Raw genomic sequence first — 14,775 nt, 5'->3', positions numbered from 1 at the left:
GAGTCTCTCGTCCCTTCTCGTCTTGTTACGCCGGCTGGCGTGCTGCGTTGACCATGTCGACGGCGTGAGGCTGCACGGTGTCGTTCGGACGGGCGCGCATCGAGCCGTTGACGACGATGCGTTCGCCTGCCTTGAGACCCGAGTCGACGACGCGCAGGTTGTCGTGCAGCGCCCCGAGCTTGACCTCGCGGTAATGGACCTTGTTCGCGCCGTCGACGACGAGGACGTACTTTTTGGCCTGATCGGTGGCGACGGCGGCGTCGTCGATGAGGATCGCGGGGTGCGCTTCGCCGCCGCCTACTTGCACGCGCGCGTAAAGGCCGGGGACGAGCGTGCCGTCGCGGTTGTCGATGGTCGCGCGCACGCGAATCGTCGCCGACGACGTGTCGAGCCGGTTGTCGACCGAACTGATCGTGCCTTTGAGCGAATAGCCTTCCTCGTTCGCAAGACCGATCGTGACCGGCACCTTTGCATTGCGGTCGCGGCCGAGGTACTGCAGATAGGTTTGTTCGTCGACTTCGAACGACGCGTAGATGGGGGACACGGAAACGAGGGTCGTCAACAGCGGAGCGTTGGCGCCCGCCGACACGACGTTGCCAACCGTCAGTTCCGCGCGCGACACGCGGCCCGTCACGGGTGCTGTCACGTTCGTGTAGCCGAGATTCACCTGAGCGGATTCGAGCGAGGCTTCAGCCGCATTGACGGCTGCCGATGCCTCACGGTCCGCGTTGTGCTTTTCGTCGTAGTCGCGTTTTGCGATCGCGTTATCGGCGAGCAGGTGGTCAGCCCGCGCCGCATCCGTCGACGCATACGCAGCGCGCGCTTTCGCAGCCGCGAGTTGCGCCGCCGCGCGATCGACTTCCGCCTGATAGGGACGCGGGTCGATCGTGAACAACGGGTCGCCTTTTTTCACCAGTGCGCCGTCCTTGAAGTACACGGCGACGATCGTGCCGGGTACGAGCGGGCGCACGTCGACGCGGTCGATGGCTTCGAGCCGTCCCGAGTAGCTTTGCCAGTCCGTGATGGTCTGGGACAGGACCGTCGCGACATCGACTTCGACGGCGGTTGGCGGCATATCGGCGGCATGGGCGGTGTCGACGGGACCGCTGAGCGGACCGCGAAGATAGCCAAGCCCGGCGACAGCGCCAACGAAGGCAACAGCACCGAGCGCGACGGTCATCCGTTTTCGGTTGGTATACATGGATAGATATCCTTATCAATGTAAATGGATCATTGAAGAAGCGGTCGAATTGATTTCCTGCGCGAGCCCGTTGCGTTCGCGGGCTGTCAGCGTTGCCGCGAGTATGGACTGCGCGATCTGGCGGATAAAGCGGGCGGGAGTGGTTTCTTTGTAGCTTGTGGAGCGACAATATTGCGTGCGTTCGACGCAGTCCTCCGCGAACCGGCTATGAATGCACGAGGGCCGTTTCCTGGGATCGTGCGATGCCGTGATGGTCGTGGCTCATCGCCACGGATGGGCTTTTACGAAGCAGATGACAGCCTTCGAACCGCTCGGACACCCAATCGACAAACGCCCTGACCTGCGGCGACAAATGCCGGTTGTGCGGATAAACCGCCCACACAGGCAGGGGCGCGCGGCGCCATTCGCCCAGCACTTCGATCAGCGCGCCAGTTTGCAGATGGCGCGAAGCAAAGAAGTGAGGCACCTGGATCAGCCCGAGCCCCTGCAGTCCGCATTGAAGGTAGGCGTCGCCATCATTGGCGGCGAGTTTCGAACGCATGCGGACTTCCACCGGCTCGCCGTCGACGATGAAGTTCATCTCGATGATTCGTCCGTTGCGGCGCGAGAAATAGTTGACTGCGACGTGAGCGTCGAGCTCGACCAGCGACGTCGGCTCTCCGAATCGCGACAGATAGTCCGGGCTGGCGACAGTGACGAACTCCGATGTGCCGATACGCCGCGCGACCAGCGTCGAGTCGGGCAGATGCCCCATGCGTATCGCGCAATCGACGCTTTCCTGCACGAGGTCGACGGGTTTGTCGCTGACGCCGAGCATCAGATCGATGTCGGGATAGCGCGCGTGAAAGTCGTCTAGCGCGGGCACGACGACGAGCCGGCTTATCGAGCCGGGCATGTCGACTTTTAGTTTTCCGCGTGGCAGGGCCGCAGTCGAAAGCGAGGTTTCGGAGTCTTCGACGTCGGCGAGAATACGCGCGCATCGCTCGTAATAGGCCGCGCCGTCGGGCGTCAGGCTGATGCGTCGCGTGGTGCGGTTCAGCAGCCGCACCTTGAGGTATGCCTCCAGATTCTGGACGATCGTCGTCACGGACGAACGTGTCATCTGCAGCGCGTCGGCCGCGCCGGAAAAGCTGTTGCAGTCCACGACCCGCGTAAAGACCTGCATCGCCTGAAGTTTGTCCATGATTGCGTGCTTCGTGTCGAGGCGTCTTTCAATGCTCGCCACGGCAGACTGGGCCGGCGCACGAGTCGTGCGAAGGACGTTCGATTGCGTGGACAATCGCCTCGACATAAGGATCGTTCACGCCGCATTCCGCAAGCGCGGCGTGAAGCTTGAACAGATACTCGGCATTGGTGCCGAACGTGCCCGTCGCGCACCCGATCAGCGGGGCGACGGTCGGCACGGACGAATCGTGCTGGAACTGCTCGCGGGATTCGTCGGCGACGAAGGCAATCGCGTGCGTCTCCTTGCCGTCTTCGAGCGTGATGGGCGCCCAGGTGGGACGGTACGACCCGAGCACCATCTCCCGTATCCAGATGAGCCGCAACTCGTCGTTCGATGTCGCGGCGCGTAGTTGAAACGCGATGCCCCGGGTGTGCCCGCCGGGACGAAGCGCGAGCATCCTGCCTGGGTTGTCCGGGATTGCGCGGCCCGCTGTCATCTGCAGGCAGAAGCTGCGTTGCCAGCCGTGCAGCGTCGCGACCATCCGCTTGTCGAACTCGATCATCGGGTTCCAGATGAGCGAGCCATAGGCGAATACCCATATCGAGGCGACGCCCGCTGGCTTGTCCCGCAGCGTTGCTTCGAGCGATGCGGCGATCTGTTCGAGCGTCCAGAGGTCCGGCAACGATTCGAAGTGTTGCAGGTATGCGCCTGAGTCAATGATCTGTCTGGTCACCATCTTCGTCGCCCGTGGAGATTGCGTCACATCGGGACATGACGCGGTGATCGGCGACATGTCCGGAGAATGGGCACGAGTATGACGGCGGCAGCGCGTCGGATAAACCGTTGCTGCGGAAACGCTTTGGCGACGCGGGGGCGACAATCGGGTGACTCATCCGCGAAGCATGTGACGCAGCGCTGTTGCGCCAGCGAGATGGCGTGTGATGGTCCAGGCAGGGTGGGCGCGTGCTTCGCCCGATGACGGCGCGAAGCACGCGTTACGCGCAGCGAATGTGCGCGGTGGGTCGGTGTCAGTCTTGCGGCAGCGGTTGCCCGGGCGCTTGCCAGTGCTCAGTGACGGCCTTGTCGGTGATACGCACCTTCGCGAGAAGCGGCACATAGCCACGCAACTTGATCTCGCCGACAGCGAGCATTTCTGAACGGTAGATTTCCGGGGTTACTTTGGTGCCGTCCTTGAATTCGACGGTGTATCCATCGATCGGCCCCCATCGGCCCTTCGGTACGGGTTCGACATAAACGTGCAACATTTGATTTTCTCCAGCGGTATGAAAAGAACACTGGGCGGGTCGCACCGGCTCGCCGATCGGTCGGCTGGTCGTCGTCGGTTATCCACCTCTTGTATAAGAGAGTACCGAATCGGGTGATAGGCGCGAGGTAGGAATGTGGTGCGTCGAACGGATAAAAAGTCTCATAAAATCAAAAGGATGCTGGTGTCATTTCATATTGAGAAAAGAGTTTTTCCCATGCGCATCGCGTTCACGATGCCATGCAGCATTCGGTTTTGTGACACGGGCCATGATTTCGCAATGTGGGATTTCGAGTGCCGGTGGTAAGCGCGCGCATGTCGAGCGGGATTTGAAGGCCATTGCGTTCACGCGAACTACGCATCGTCTTCTTCACGATAGACGCGAGGCATATGCAGGCACGGCGTCGTTAGAAATACCTGACCGGTCTTACTCACAACGATTGATCCTCTCGTGTCGAGAATCGAAACGTTCAGGATAAAAACCAGATTGGTGATGTTCCGCTTGTTGTCGGGCGTTTGCCACCACCAGAGTTCGGGCATTTTCAGATTGAGAAAATACATGCCCATGAGGCTGATTCCCGCTTCCGATGTCGGCCCGTTCTTTTTGTGCATCGGTTCACAAGACAAAACCTTTATTGTCTCCAGTTCTCCAATGCCCCAGAAAGCGGCCGAGAAATTTCGCGCGACCAGACCTTCAACCGGTACTCCGTCTGCGCTGCGGACACGGACGAGAGTCGGAACTTTGATTGCCGACTTGTCCGCGGCAGGGTTGAACATCGGACCAGCGGGTGTCGACGTAAAGCCGATTGCTCCGTCGATGAGGATGTCTTCGTGAGCAAAGCGGGCGGGGGTATCTACGGGTGCCTTGACGATAGGTCCAGTAACCACGGTGTACTCCTTGTTATGGGCGCAATTGCGACGCGGGATGATTTATCTGCTTTCGAATCGCCGACGAGTGCTGCTCCATTACGTTAGGTCAAGCAGGGTGACTTCGCGTTTTGAAGTGTTGGCAAGCGAACAAAACATCATGGTTCTTCAGCAAGTCCACCACGCCACTCTTCATTCGCCCGCCTTCATACCGGGTGATAACATTTGTTGTCATCCTCATTCCCGGTACACCGTATGCCCGACACCTTCGACCAGCTCGCCGCCCTGATCCGTGGACGTTTCTCCGAACTCAGTCCGCAGTTCCAGATGGGCGCGGCGTTTCTGCTCGATCACCCCGATGAGGTCGCCGTCTCGTCGATGCGCAAGGTGGCCGAGCGCGCGCAGGTGCAACCCGCGTCGCTCGTACGGCTGTCGCAGCAACTGGGCTTTCCGGGCTGGAACGAATTGCGCGACCTGTTCGTCGCGCGGGTGCGCACCCGGCCCGAGCCGCTGACGAGCCGCGCCCGCTCGCTCGTCAAGGGTCACGCGAAAGACGCGCTCGCGCACGATCTGCTCGTCGCGCAACAGCACAATCTCGAAGTCACGGCCGCGCACAACACGCGCGTCACCGTCGAAGCGGCCAAGCTGTTGCGGCGCGCGCCGCACGTCCATGTCGCCGGGTTCCGGTCGTGCTTTCCCGTCGCGTTCGGCTTCGTCTATGGATACCGGCTGTTTCGCTCGTCCGTCTCGCTGCTGTCAGGCGAAGCGGGTACGCTCGAAATGCAGTTGCGCGGCATCGAACGCGACAGCGCGACTATCGTCGTCAGCTTTGCGCCGTATTCCGTCGAGGCGGCGCGCGTCGCCGAAGCCGCGCTGGAAAAGGGCAGCAAGCTGATCGCGATCACCGACAGCGCCGTGTCGCCCATTGCGCTGAACGCCGACAAAGTGTTGATCTTCTCGCACGAAAGCCCGTCGTTCTTCCCGTCGCTGGTGGCGGCGACGGCGATTGCGGAATCGCTGGTCGCGCATCTGCTCGCGCTCGAAGGCACGGACGCCGTCCAGCAACTCGAACTCGCCGAGCAGTCGCTGCACGCGAAGGGCGCCTACGTGCCCTGACCGGCGCCCGCAACCTTCAAGGCCATGTCAAGGCAACAGACGGGCGCATTGCGTCGTCATTGACAACATATGTTGTAATGAACTATAAATGTGCATCGCGTGTTGATTGATGTTCGAGGTGTCGTGTGTCGAAGCAGGGTTGGGAATTGCATCGGATAGCGGGCGAGCCGTTTGAAATCGGCCGTCAGCTTGGCGAACTGGCGCGGCCGGCGTTCGATGCGTACATGCAGCAGAGCGCCGCGTGGCGCGGCGTGCAGGCGTGGCGTGGCCACGCGTTCGTGCAACATCTGCGTGACGCGGCGCGCGCGCACTGTCCGGATCAGCTAGCCGAACTGGATGGCATGGCGGCGGGTCTCGGCTGGCGGGCGGACGACATTTTCCTGTGGAACTGCCGCGGCGAACTGGTGCATAACACGCCCGACGGCTGTACGACTTTCGCGGCCGTGCGCAGCGGCGACACGCTGATCGTACACAACGAAGACGGTGATCCATTCCTGCTTGGCAAGGGTTTGCTCGTCGACATCCAGCCGAAGGGCAAGCCCGGCTTCATCAGCTTCTATTACCCAGGCTCGTTACCCGGCCACACGTTCGCGGCGAATCGCGCGGGTCTTGCGCAGGCGATCAACAATCTGCGCATCCGTCAGCCGGTGACGGGCGTGCCGCGCATGTTCCTGACGCGCGCGGTGCTCGATCAATCGACGCTCGATCAAGCCGTGCAGCTTCTGCACGACACGCCGCGCGCGAGCGGCTTTCATCACACGCTCGCCGCAGCGGGCGACCGCCGCGTGTTCAGCGTCGAGGCCACGGCAATGCGCTGTTCGGTCGAACGCGTCGAGCGCGTTTCGGGCCACGCCAATCACATGATTCATGCTGGCTGCGAAGACGAGGCGCAAATCGTTACCGATTCGTCATGTGATCGTCAGGCGCGTGTCGGCGTGCTGCTCGAACAGCGCGGCGCGCAGATCGACGGCGACGCGCTCGTCGACATGCTGCATGACAAGGCGCCTACGGGTCTGCACATCTACCGCGACGACCCACGCGATCCCGACGACGAAAACACGCTCGCGACGGCGCTGTTCCAACTCCGTGACGACGGTGTCGCGCTGCGCGTGTACGCGCAACACGCCGTCGTTTTCGAAACCTTCATTGCACGCACGGCGGCCTGAAAGTCGCTGGCTTGCGCTCACCCAAGGAAAGCGCATGACTACCGTATTCCACCGCATGCCGAAGCAGACCTTGCCCGTCGCCGTCAAAGGCGAGGGCATCGAGATCGTCGATTCGACGGGCAAGCGTTATATCGATGCATCGGGCGGCGCGGCCGTCTCGTGTCTCGGCCACAGCAACCAGCGCGTGATCGATGCGATCAAGCGTCAGGCGCAGGAACTGCCATACGCGCACACGTCGTTCTTCACGACGCAGCCCGCCGAGGAACTCGCCAGCTATCTCGTCGAACGCGCGCCGCAAGGTCTCGCGCATGTGTATTTCGTGTCGGGCGGATCGGAGGCGATCGAGGCGGCGTTGAAGCTCGCGCGTCAATATTTCGTCGAAGTGGGGCAGCCGCAGCGGCGGCATATCATCGCGCGGCGTCAGAGCTATCACGGCAACACGCTGGGCGCGCTTGCGATCGGCGGCAATGCTTGGCGGCGCGAGCCGTTCCTGCCGCTGCTGATCGACGCGCATCACGTGAGCCCGTGCTACGCGTATCGCGAGCAGCGCGCGGACGAAACGGAAGAGCAGTTCGCGCAGCGCCTCGCCGACGAACTGGAGCAGAAGATTCTCGAACTCGGTTCCGACACGGTCGCCGCGTTCGTCGCGGAGACGGTCGTCGGCGCGACAGCGGGCGCGGTGCCGCCCGTGCGCGAGTATTTCCGCAAGATTCGCACAGTGTGCGACCGCTACGGCGTGTTGCTGATTCTCGATGAAATCATGTCGGGCATGGGCCGAACGGGCCACCTGTTCGCGTGCGAAGAGGACGGCGTCACGCCTGATCTGCTGACCATCGCAAAGGGCCTCGGCGCGGGTTATCAGCCGATCGGCGCAACGCTCGTGAGCGACAAAATCTATCAGGCGATCACGGGCGGTTCCGGCTTCTTTCAGCACGGCCACACCTATATCGGCCACGCGACGGCCTGCGCCGCCGCGCTCGAAGTGCAGCGCGTGATCGCCGACGAGCATCTGCTCGACAACGTAAAAGCGCGCGGCGAGCAACTGCGTTCGCTGCTGCGCGAACACTATGCGCAGCATCCGTACATCGGCGACGTGCGCGGGCGCGGACTCTTCGTCGGCGTGGAACTGGTGCAGGACCGCGCGACGAAAATGCCGTTCGATGCGAAACTGAAGCTGCATGCCGCGATCAAGCGCGAGGCGTTCCAGCGCGGGCTGATGGTGTACCCGATGGGCGGCACCGTCGACGGCAAGATCGGCGATCATGTGCTGCTCGCGCCGCCGTTCATCTGCACGCCGCGCGATATCGAACAGATCGTCAGCCGCCTGACGGATGCGATCGAAGGCGCGCTCACGGCATCGGGCGCGGCCTGATCAACCCACACACCCTGCACGAAGAGCGATTCATGACCAACCGCCTGCCTTCTTTCGACGCCAGCCACGCGACACCCGACCAGAAAGCCGTGCTCGACGAAATCCTGTCGGGACCGCGCGGCAATCTGAACGGGCCGTTTCTCGGCTGGATTCATAGCCCCGAACTCGCGCAGCATGCGCAGCGCCTCGGCGCATTCTGCCGCTACAAGACGGGCTTGCCGCTGCGGCTGTCGGAACTGGCGATTCTCGTTACGGCCTCGCGCTGGCAGGCGCAGGCCGAGTGGTTCATCCACTATCCGATCGCCATCGACGCCGGCGTGCGCGCCGAAGACGCCGAGGCGATCCGCCTGGGCCAGGCGCCTTCGTTCGCCGACGCCGACGATGCGCTCATCTACGCGTTCGCGACGGAACTGTACGACGCGAAGCGCGTGTCCGACGCGACCTACGCGAAGACGGTCGAGCGCTTTGGCCACGAGGTCGTGATCAATCTGGTCGGGCTGCTCGGCTATTACGCGCTGGTCGCGATGACGCTGAACGTGTTCGGCATGCGCGCGCAAGGGCAGGACTCGTTGCCGTTCCCCGAGTAAGCGCGCGTCAAGCGCGACAAAAGCAAAGGCCCCGGCTGACTTCATGAGTCAGCCGGGGCCTTTGCAGTTTCGACGGCGGCGCGTGATCGTCGAATCAAACGCGCCGCGTTACGTCACGGCAAACAATGCTTAGTTGCCGCGGAACGTCGAGAAGATGCGCTGTTCGACGCTCGGACGCTTGCCCGATTGCGACGAGCCAGCCGTCACGCCGCCGACTTCCGTCGCTCCCGACGTTGCGCCCAATTGCGGCTTGGCGGGCGGATACGCCACGTCGTTCTGGTCCAGCGAGCCGTTTTGCTGCGCGGCGACCAGTTCGGCCTGAACTTGCGCGCGCGTCACGGGGCCATTGGCTTGCTGCGCGAACGCGGCGGCGGGAACGATCAGAGCGGATGCGACGACCACTGCGGAAAGAAGCGATTTCATGATGACCTCCGAGAACATTTGTTGATCGGTTCGGTTTGAACACCGATGTCCGAACCGTTGGGCAGAGTGTATTGCCGCGAGGGTGATGAAAAAAGCGGCAGATTGGATAAAGATTCTTGCCGTGGATGAAATAATGGCCATGCGCGCCGCTTCACGGCAGTGCCACCGATATCCGCCTATGATGAAGCTTCGGTCCACGCCCACGGCCCACGGGTTTGGCGCAGCACGCGTGACCGATGCCGACGCCGCGTGATTCCGGGCGGGACCGTCGCGGCCGGCATCGTGGTTGGGAACGCGGCAGCGCGAACGCGACACAGGAGCGACTAATGAAGCGCAAAGCATCAGCAATCTGGCAGGGCGGTCTGCAAGACGGCAAGGGCTCGATCTCCACCGATAGCGGCGTGCTCAAGGACACGCAGTATTCGTTCGCGACGCGCTTCGAAAACGGCATCGGCACGAACCCCGAAGAACTGATTGCGGCGGCGCATGCGGGATGCTTTTCGATGGCGTTGTCGGCGGAACTCGGCAAGGCGAACATCAAACCGGAGCGCATCGCGACCACGGCCACCGTCACGCTCGACAAGGACGGCGGCGGCTTCGCGGTGACGGCCTCGCATCTGGACGTCGTAGTGAAGATTCCGGGCGGCGACAAGGCCGCATTCGACAAGGCCGCGGCCGACGCCAAGGCCGGTTGCCCGATCTCGAAGGTGTTGAACGCAACGATCACGATGGACGCGAAGCTCGAAACCTGAGCAACCTGCGCATCTTCTGCGTTTGCCCGGTCACGAGACAGGCTGGGCAAAACTTCCCATTCCGCACATTACGAACCTTCCGCATCCACTTGCGCGACCGATGGAGCCGCCATGACAACAACACAAGCAGACAAGGCGCGGGCGTTTCGCGCGCTTCACGAGGCCAGCGTGCCGTTCATCATTCCCAATCCGTGGGACATCGGCTCTGCGCGCCTGCTCGAAGCGCTCGGGTTCAAGGCGCTGGCGACCACGAGCGCCGGCTACGCATTCACGCTGGGCTTGCCGGACAACGCCGTCGGCCGCGAGCAGATGATCCGGCATCTTGCCGAACTCGCGCCCTCGACGGATCTGCCAGTCAGCGCGGACCTCGAAAACGGCTTCGGCGACGCGCCTGAAGATGCTGCCGAAACGATACGCCAGGCGGGTGCGGCGGGCGTCGTCGGCGGCTCGATCGAGGACGCGACGGGCCGTGCCGGCGATCCCATCTACGCTCACGAACTCGCCGTCGAGCGCGTGCGCGCCGCCGTGGAAGCCGCCCGTTCGCTGCCGTTTCCGTTCATGCTGACGGCGCGCGCGGAGAACTATCTGAACGGGCGCGCCGATCTCGCCGATACGATCCGCCGCCTGCAGGCTTTCCAGGAAGCGGGCGCCGACGTGCTCTACGCGCCGGGCCTGAAAACGCGCGAGGATATCGCCGCCGTCGTCAGTTCCGTCGACCGGCCCGTCAATGTGCTGATGGGCATGGCGGGCATGCCGTTTTCCGTCGACGATCTCGCGCAGATGGGCGTGAAGCGGATCAGCGTCGGCGGGGCGCTTGCGCGCGCGGCGCTGGGCGCGTTGCTGCGCGCGGCCAATGAGATGCTCGGGCGCGGCACGTTCACGTACACGAGCGAAGCAGCGACGATGAAAGAGGTCACCGACCTGTTCGCGGCCGTGCGCAAGCCTGATTAATGCAGCGTTGCGCGTGGCGTGATCCATTCGCAACCGGGCAGAACGGCGCGACGGCGATTCGCGCGAACGGCATGGACCCGCGTTACGAAGCATCCGGGTGTTTCGCGGGGTAATGCTGATCGGTTGCCGGCTGCCAGGGCGGCTCCAGGCTTTCTTCAGACCCCGAGTCCCGACCGGCGACGTCCGTATCATAGATATTCGATGCGGCCGCTTTTTCCGCACGCCAGCGCTGGCGCGATGCGTACATCGTCTGCAGCGCGAGGCGTGCCATCTTCACCCATCCGGAGGGGCGCGGGTCCGCCAGCATGCTGAGCGCGCGTGCGTAGTCGAGCGTGAGTCCGGGCGTCCATGCCATCGTCGCCGAGCGTTTTCTGACCTGTGCCGCGACCCAGAGTTCGGGCGTGGTCGCCACGCGCAGGAACGGCTTCCAGCCGCTGCGCTTTCCCCACGCACGCACCGATGCGCCCTCGATCGCCGCCTCCAGCGCTTTCGCGACCGTGCTAGAACAATTGCGGTACGTGAGGTTATACGTCGTATCGCGACGATACTCGGCCCAGAATCGTGCGAGACGCTCCGGATCGTAGTTTCGGATGCGGATCTGCCGCGTCGACGGACACCATGCTGCCGATTCCGTCGCGTAGTCCGGCTGGAACAGACCGGGCACATCGTTGTCGCGTGTCGCGCGCAGGATCCGCGAGAATTCCTCCGGCGACCTCTCGATTTCAACCGCCGGGTACAGGCTGATATAGATGCCTTCGGCCGTTTCGAGCGCGGCGTGCCCCGTCGAGATCGAGCCGTTCCTGTCGACGGCGGCGATGTAGCGGTCGACTATCGGCTGCCGACGCGCTTCGGCTTTGACTGTCCCAACGGGCGTCCAGACGTGTACGGTCAGCACGTGCTCGTGCGGTTCGGGCGGACCGTCGAATGAGTCCGGCAGCGGGCGCTTCAGTTCGACGGGTGTGTCCGTCATGGCGGCCGTTGCGTGTGCAGTGGGTTTCTCATCGGCGACGGCGGGATTGACCGCCATTCGCCTGACGCGCATGGCGAGCAGGATCATGTTCCAGCCGCCAAACAGCAAGCCGAATGCCACGCAGTACGCAACGGTGCCCGCATAGTGATCGGGGTAGGGCTGATAGAAGAAGATTGCAATCGCAACCTCCAGCCCGCCGCCTGCGGCTGCAATTTTCCACTTCCGGTAGCGGACCACTCTGGCCGCGATGATTTGCAATGCGCCGTCCACGAGAAACAGCGTGCCGAAGATCATCGACAGAATAAAGTTGCCGTGCTCCCCGCCGACCAGCACGAGGGCTGCGGACAGAATGAACGTGATCCCTTTCACGTAGCGCAGGGTGCGCTGGCCGCCCATGCCCGTCCATGCGACGCATACCGTCGCGACGCCCTCGAGCAGCAGAAGGGCGGCGAACGGCATGATGGGGAACCACAGTGCGCCGTCGAGCGCATCGCAGAAGATCGTCACACCGAGCGCGACGCTCAGGCAGCCGATCATCAACAGTTCGCGCCAGCGGACGCGGAGATAGTCGACACCAAGAAGAATCATCGCGAGACGGACCATGATTTCATCCTTGCTGCATTTCCCGGTTGATACAGGCCGGGAGACCAGTTGGACTGCGCTTGCCACGGGCGTCTTGAGCTATGCCGCGTGACGGGCAACACAACGCATCATAGTGCGATTCTGTGAGATATGAGAAAAGGTTGGCGGGATGCAGGTTGAGTGCTGCAGCGCGTGTTTTGTGTGACGATAAGCGGTGAATTTTTACGTTCCCTCCGGCGTAGCGAGCGTGCCTGTCGCCGGCGTTAGAATGCCGGTACCCTTTGCAGCCGGGCAGTTTCAACGAAGGAACGTCACCATGCTCAAGGTCTACGGCTTTTCGAAGGTCAACGCTGTCGCACGTGGCCACACACGCGACCTGCGCGTGCTGTGGGCGCTCGAAGAGATGCAGTTGCCGTTCGAGCTGGCCGGCATGGACCATCCCGCACATGATCTGAACACGGAAGCCTATCGCCGGCTCAGCCCCTTCGAACAGATCCCGTCGATTGACGACGACGGTTTGGTCGTGTCCGAATCCGCCGCGATCGTCGCCTACCTGGCGAAGAAGTCGGGCCGCCTGATTCCCAGCGACCGCGCCGGCGAAGCACAGGTGATGCGCTGGTGCTTCGCCGCGATGAACACGGTCGAGCCACCGCTGCTCGGTCTGATGGTGCTCGACTGGACGGCGGATGGCAGCTGCGGCAAGCACCGCGAATTTCTGGTCGGCTGGGCGAACCGGGTGCTGACGAACCTGGAGCGCTGGTTCGCTGACCGCGACTTCGTCGCGACAGACGGTTTCACCGTCGCCGACATTTTGATGACGCACGTGCTCTCCTCGGGCATCAAGGACGAGCGGTTGATCGCGCCGTATCCGGTTGTCGCGTCGTATCGGGATCGGTGCCTGGCCCGGCCCGCGTGGAAGCGGACCATCGATGCGTACTGCGCGCGGGTCGAGGCGGGATAGAGCGTCATCGTCGGCCAGGGCGAGTTCAACGTCACCTTCGCCGCAAAACCTCAGCTTGCCATGCCGATTGCGGTTCTCGCGGCGTCCAACTCTCTCGACACTTCACCCTAAGCGTGCTCGCTCGCAAACAAATTTCGCGAGTCAGTCACTCGCGTCACAATATTTTTCTTCGCGGATCGTCATCACGGGTATGGAACCGCCAAACGCCCCGAGCACGATGACCGAGCAGGACCGCGAAATCGCCGCTGCGGTCGCCCGCGAGCGTCCAAGGCTGCGCAATTTCATCCGCCGCCGCGTCATCGATCAGGACGAAGCCGACGACATCCTTCAGGACGTTTTCGAAGAACTCGTCGAGGCATGGCGGCTGCCGGACCCCGTTGAGCAGGTCGGCGCGTGGCTGTTTCGCGTCGCGAGAAACCGGATCATCGACCGCTTCCGCAAGAAGAAGGAAGTGCCACTGCCCGATGCCACCAATGCTGAAGAAGCCGATGGCGAATACCGCCTGGACCTGACGCTGCCCTCAGCCGATGCCGGACCCGAGGCCGCCTACGCGCGCGCGGTGCTGCTCGACACCTTGCGCGCCGCGCTCGACGAGTTGCCCGCGAACCAGCGCGAGGTGTTCATCGCTCACGAACTGGACGGCCGCAGCTTCAAGGAGATGGCGGCCGCGACGGGTGTCGGCGTCAACACGCTGCTCGCGCGCAAGCGTTACGCGGTCCTGCATCTGCGCGAACGCCTGCGCTCGTCCTACGACGGCTTCGAGATATGAACCCAAGGAGAATGGAATGAAGTTCCGCCGCAAAATTTTCGCCAAGGCGCTGATGCTCGTGCTGATCATTGCGCTGCTGGGCTGGATCGTCATGAGGCTATGGAACTGGATCATCCCGACCCTCGTGATCGATGCGCATGCAATCGACTATCCGCGTGCGATCGGTCTGCTCGTGCTGTGCCGTATTCTTTTCGGTGGATTCCGGGGACATGGCGGCTGCTACAAAGCCCGGCAATGGCGTCACTGGCAACAGATGACGGAGCAAGAGCGTGAGCGGCTGCGCAACGACCCCACGTCGGCTTCGCGCCAGAACGAGGGAGCGGGCACATGACACGCAATGCCACTTCGGCTTGCAAACAGCCGCCCGGCGTGATCGTCCCAAAGGTCGATTTCGCGCGCTGCGAAGGTAAGGCGGATTGCGCGGTTGTTTGCCCTGAAAACGTATTCGACATCCGCCGCATCGATGCAGCCGATTACCAGGCACTCCGCCCATTACAACGCTTCAAGCTGCGCGTGCATGGGATGAAGGTCGCCTACGCGCCGCGTGCGGACGCGTGCCGCGCATGCGGCCATTGTGTGTCGGCGTGTCCCGAGCACGCCATCACGCTCGTCAGGATGCGCTGAACAGA

General features: G+C 62.9%; 17 protein-coding genes. 10 read left to right on the top strand and 7 right to left on the bottom strand.

Annotation, left to right across the window (positions count from 1 at the left end; translation table 11 throughout):
• Window positions 1-25: 25 nt before the first annotated feature.
• The 5 genes from BLT65_RS30520 to BLT65_RS46675 all read right to left on the bottom strand — a co-directional run bounded on the left by BLT65_RS30520 (window position 26) and on the right by BLT65_RS46675 (window position 4,518).
• The gene (locus tag BLT65_RS30520; protein ID WP_091784835.1) at window positions 26-1,201 is read right to left on the bottom strand and encodes an efflux RND transporter periplasmic adaptor subunit; all 1,176 of its coding nucleotides are present in this window, start codon (window positions 1,199-1,201) and stop codon (window positions 26-28) included.
• Between the two features lie 205 nt (window positions 1,202-1,406).
• A complete protein-coding gene (locus tag BLT65_RS30515) occupies window positions 1,407-2,384 on the bottom strand; it encodes a LysR family transcriptional regulator (RefSeq protein WP_091784832.1) in 978 nt (325 codons plus the stop codon).
• A gap of 28 nt (window positions 2,385-2,412) precedes the next feature.
• Window positions 2,413-3,102 (bottom strand): gamma-glutamylcyclotransferase, encoded by a 690-nt coding sequence (locus tag BLT65_RS30510; RefSeq protein WP_091784912.1) that lies wholly within the window; start codon window positions 3,100-3,102, stop codon window positions 2,413-2,415.
• Window positions 3,103-3,394: 292 nt separating this feature from the next.
• Entirely contained in the window at window positions 3,395-3,631 is a 237-nt protein-coding gene (locus tag BLT65_RS30505; RefSeq protein ID WP_042308937.1) for a hypothetical protein, read from the bottom strand.
• Window positions 3,632-3,984: 353 nt separating this feature from the next.
• On the bottom strand, window positions 3,985-4,518 hold the full coding sequence (locus tag BLT65_RS46675; protein ID WP_143036589.1) for a hypothetical protein: 534 nt from the start codon (window positions 4,516-4,518) through the stop codon (window positions 3,985-3,987).
• A gap of 234 nt (window positions 4,519-4,752) precedes the next feature.
• Here BLT65_RS46675 and BLT65_RS30495 point away from each other — a divergent pair, with 234 nt between their 5' ends.
• The 4 genes from BLT65_RS30495 to BLT65_RS30480 all read left to right on the top strand — a co-directional run bounded on the left by BLT65_RS30495 (window position 4,753) and on the right by BLT65_RS30480 (window position 8,738).
• A complete protein-coding gene (locus BLT65_RS30495) occupies window positions 4,753-5,613 on the top strand; it encodes a MurR/RpiR family transcriptional regulator (protein ID WP_091784826.1) in 861 nt (286 codons plus the stop codon).
• Window positions 5,614-5,738: 125 nt separating this feature from the next.
• On the top strand, window positions 5,739-6,779 hold the full coding sequence (locus BLT65_RS30490) for a C45 family autoproteolytic acyltransferase/hydrolase (RefSeq protein ID WP_091784822.1): 1,041 nt from the start codon (window positions 5,739-5,741) through the stop codon (window positions 6,777-6,779).
• 34 nt (window positions 6,780-6,813) lie between these two features.
• Window positions 6,814-8,151 (top strand): aspartate aminotransferase family protein, encoded by a 1,338-nt coding sequence (locus BLT65_RS30485; RefSeq protein WP_091784819.1) that lies wholly within the window; start codon window positions 6,814-6,816, stop codon window positions 8,149-8,151.
• Window positions 8,152-8,183: 32 nt separating this feature from the next.
• On the top strand, window positions 8,184-8,738 hold the full coding sequence (locus tag BLT65_RS30480) for a carboxymuconolactone decarboxylase family protein (protein ID WP_042308929.1): 555 nt from the start codon (window positions 8,184-8,186) through the stop codon (window positions 8,736-8,738).
• Window positions 8,739-8,867: 129 nt separating this feature from the next.
• Here the strand turns inward: BLT65_RS30480 and BLT65_RS30475 are convergent, their stop codons facing one another.
• Window positions 8,868-9,161 (bottom strand): DUF4148 domain-containing protein, encoded by a 294-nt coding sequence (locus BLT65_RS30475; protein WP_042309004.1) that lies wholly within the window; start codon window positions 9,159-9,161, stop codon window positions 8,868-8,870.
• Between the two features lie 326 nt (window positions 9,162-9,487).
• On the opposite strand from BLT65_RS30475, the gene BLT65_RS30470 reads away from it, so the two are divergent.
• On the top strand, window positions 9,488-9,913 hold the full coding sequence (locus BLT65_RS30470; protein WP_035988268.1) for an OsmC family protein: 426 nt from the start codon (window positions 9,488-9,490) through the stop codon (window positions 9,911-9,913).
• Window positions 9,914-10,024: 111 nt separating this feature from the next.
• A complete protein-coding gene (locus BLT65_RS30465; protein WP_091784817.1) occupies window positions 10,025-10,864 on the top strand; it encodes an isocitrate lyase/PEP mutase family protein in 840 nt (279 codons plus the stop codon).
• Between the two features lie 82 nt (window positions 10,865-10,946).
• On the opposite strand, the gene BLT65_RS30460 is transcribed toward BLT65_RS30465, so the two are convergent.
• Window positions 10,947-12,437, bottom strand: coding sequence for an HdeD family acid-resistance protein (locus BLT65_RS30460; protein ID WP_091784814.1), 1,491 nt, complete (start codon window positions 12,435-12,437; stop codon window positions 10,947-10,949).
• A 226-nt stretch (window positions 12,438-12,663) separates the two neighbouring features.
• Here BLT65_RS30460 and BLT65_RS30455 point away from each other — a divergent pair, with 226 nt between their 5' ends.
• From BLT65_RS30455 to BLT65_RS30440, 4 genes are all read left to right on the top strand, one after another.
• Window positions 12,664-13,377, top strand: a complete 714-nt coding sequence (locus tag BLT65_RS30455; protein WP_244186768.1) for a glutathione S-transferase family protein — start codon at window positions 12,664-12,666, stop codon at window positions 13,375-13,377.
• Between the two features lie 190 nt (window positions 13,378-13,567).
• The gene (locus tag BLT65_RS30450; protein ID WP_091784808.1) at window positions 13,568-14,146 is read left to right on the top strand and encodes an RNA polymerase sigma factor; all 579 of its coding nucleotides are present in this window, start codon (window positions 13,568-13,570) and stop codon (window positions 14,144-14,146) included.
• A gap of 16 nt (window positions 14,147-14,162) precedes the next feature.
• Complete coding sequence (locus tag BLT65_RS30445; RefSeq protein WP_042308918.1) at window positions 14,163-14,477, top strand: hypothetical protein; 315 nt, start codon at window positions 14,163-14,165, stop codon at window positions 14,475-14,477.
• On the top strand, window positions 14,474-14,770 hold the full coding sequence (locus tag BLT65_RS30440) for a 4Fe-4S dicluster domain-containing protein (protein WP_042308916.1): 297 nt from the start codon (window positions 14,474-14,476) through the stop codon (window positions 14,768-14,770). Before BLT65_RS30445 ends, BLT65_RS30440 begins: the two co-directional genes overlap by 4 nt.
• The last annotated feature ends 5 nt before the right edge of the window (window positions 14,771-14,775 follow it).

Source organism: Paraburkholderia steynii, assembly GCF_900100565.1.
Lineage (GTDB): Bacteria > Pseudomonadota > Gammaproteobacteria > Burkholderiales > Burkholderiaceae > Paraburkholderia > Paraburkholderia terrae.
Note: the sequence above shows the minus strand (reverse complement) of the source record. Positions and strands in the feature narration are given on the sequence as shown.

Coding starts and splice junctions, on each gene's coding strand:
- BLT65_RS30520 (WP_091784835.1), bottom strand. CDS start 1,201: ATGTATACCAACCGAAAACGGATGACCGTCGCGCTCGGTGCTGTTGCC.
- BLT65_RS30515 (WP_091784832.1), bottom strand. CDS start 2,384: ATGGACAAACTTCAGGCGATGCAGGTCTTTACGCGGGTCGTGGACTGC.
- BLT65_RS30510 (WP_091784912.1), bottom strand. CDS start 3,102: ATGGTGACCAGACAGATCATTGACTCAGGCGCATACCTGCAACACTTC.
- BLT65_RS30505 (WP_042308937.1), bottom strand. CDS start 3,631: ATGTTGCACGTTTATGTCGAACCCGTACCGAAGGGCCGATGGGGGCCG.
- BLT65_RS30495 (WP_091784826.1), top strand. CDS start 4,753: ATGCCCGACACCTTCGACCAGCTCGCCGCCCTGATCCGTGGACGTTTC.
- BLT65_RS30485 (WP_091784819.1), top strand. CDS start 6,814: ATGACTACCGTATTCCACCGCATGCCGAAGCAGACCTTGCCCGTCGCC.
- BLT65_RS30480 (WP_042308929.1), top strand. CDS start 8,184: ATGACCAACCGCCTGCCTTCTTTCGACGCCAGCCACGCGACACCCGAC.
- BLT65_RS30475 (WP_042309004.1), bottom strand. CDS start 9,161: ATGAAATCGCTTCTTTCCGCAGTGGTCGTCGCATCCGCTCTGATCGTT.
- BLT65_RS30470 (WP_035988268.1), top strand. CDS start 9,488: ATGAAGCGCAAAGCATCAGCAATCTGGCAGGGCGGTCTGCAAGACGGC.
- BLT65_RS30465 (WP_091784817.1), top strand. CDS start 10,025: ATGACAACAACACAAGCAGACAAGGCGCGGGCGTTTCGCGCGCTTCAC.
- BLT65_RS30460 (WP_091784814.1), bottom strand. CDS start 12,437: ATGGTCCGTCTCGCGATGATTCTTCTTGGTGTCGACTATCTCCGCGTC.
- BLT65_RS30450 (WP_091784808.1), top strand. CDS start 13,568: ATGGAACCGCCAAACGCCCCGAGCACGATGACCGAGCAGGACCGCGAA.
- BLT65_RS30445 (WP_042308918.1), top strand. CDS start 14,163: ATGAAGTTCCGCCGCAAAATTTTCGCCAAGGCGCTGATGCTCGTGCTG.
- BLT65_RS30440 (WP_042308916.1), top strand. CDS start 14,474: ATGACACGCAATGCCACTTCGGCTTGCAAACAGCCGCCCGGCGTGATC.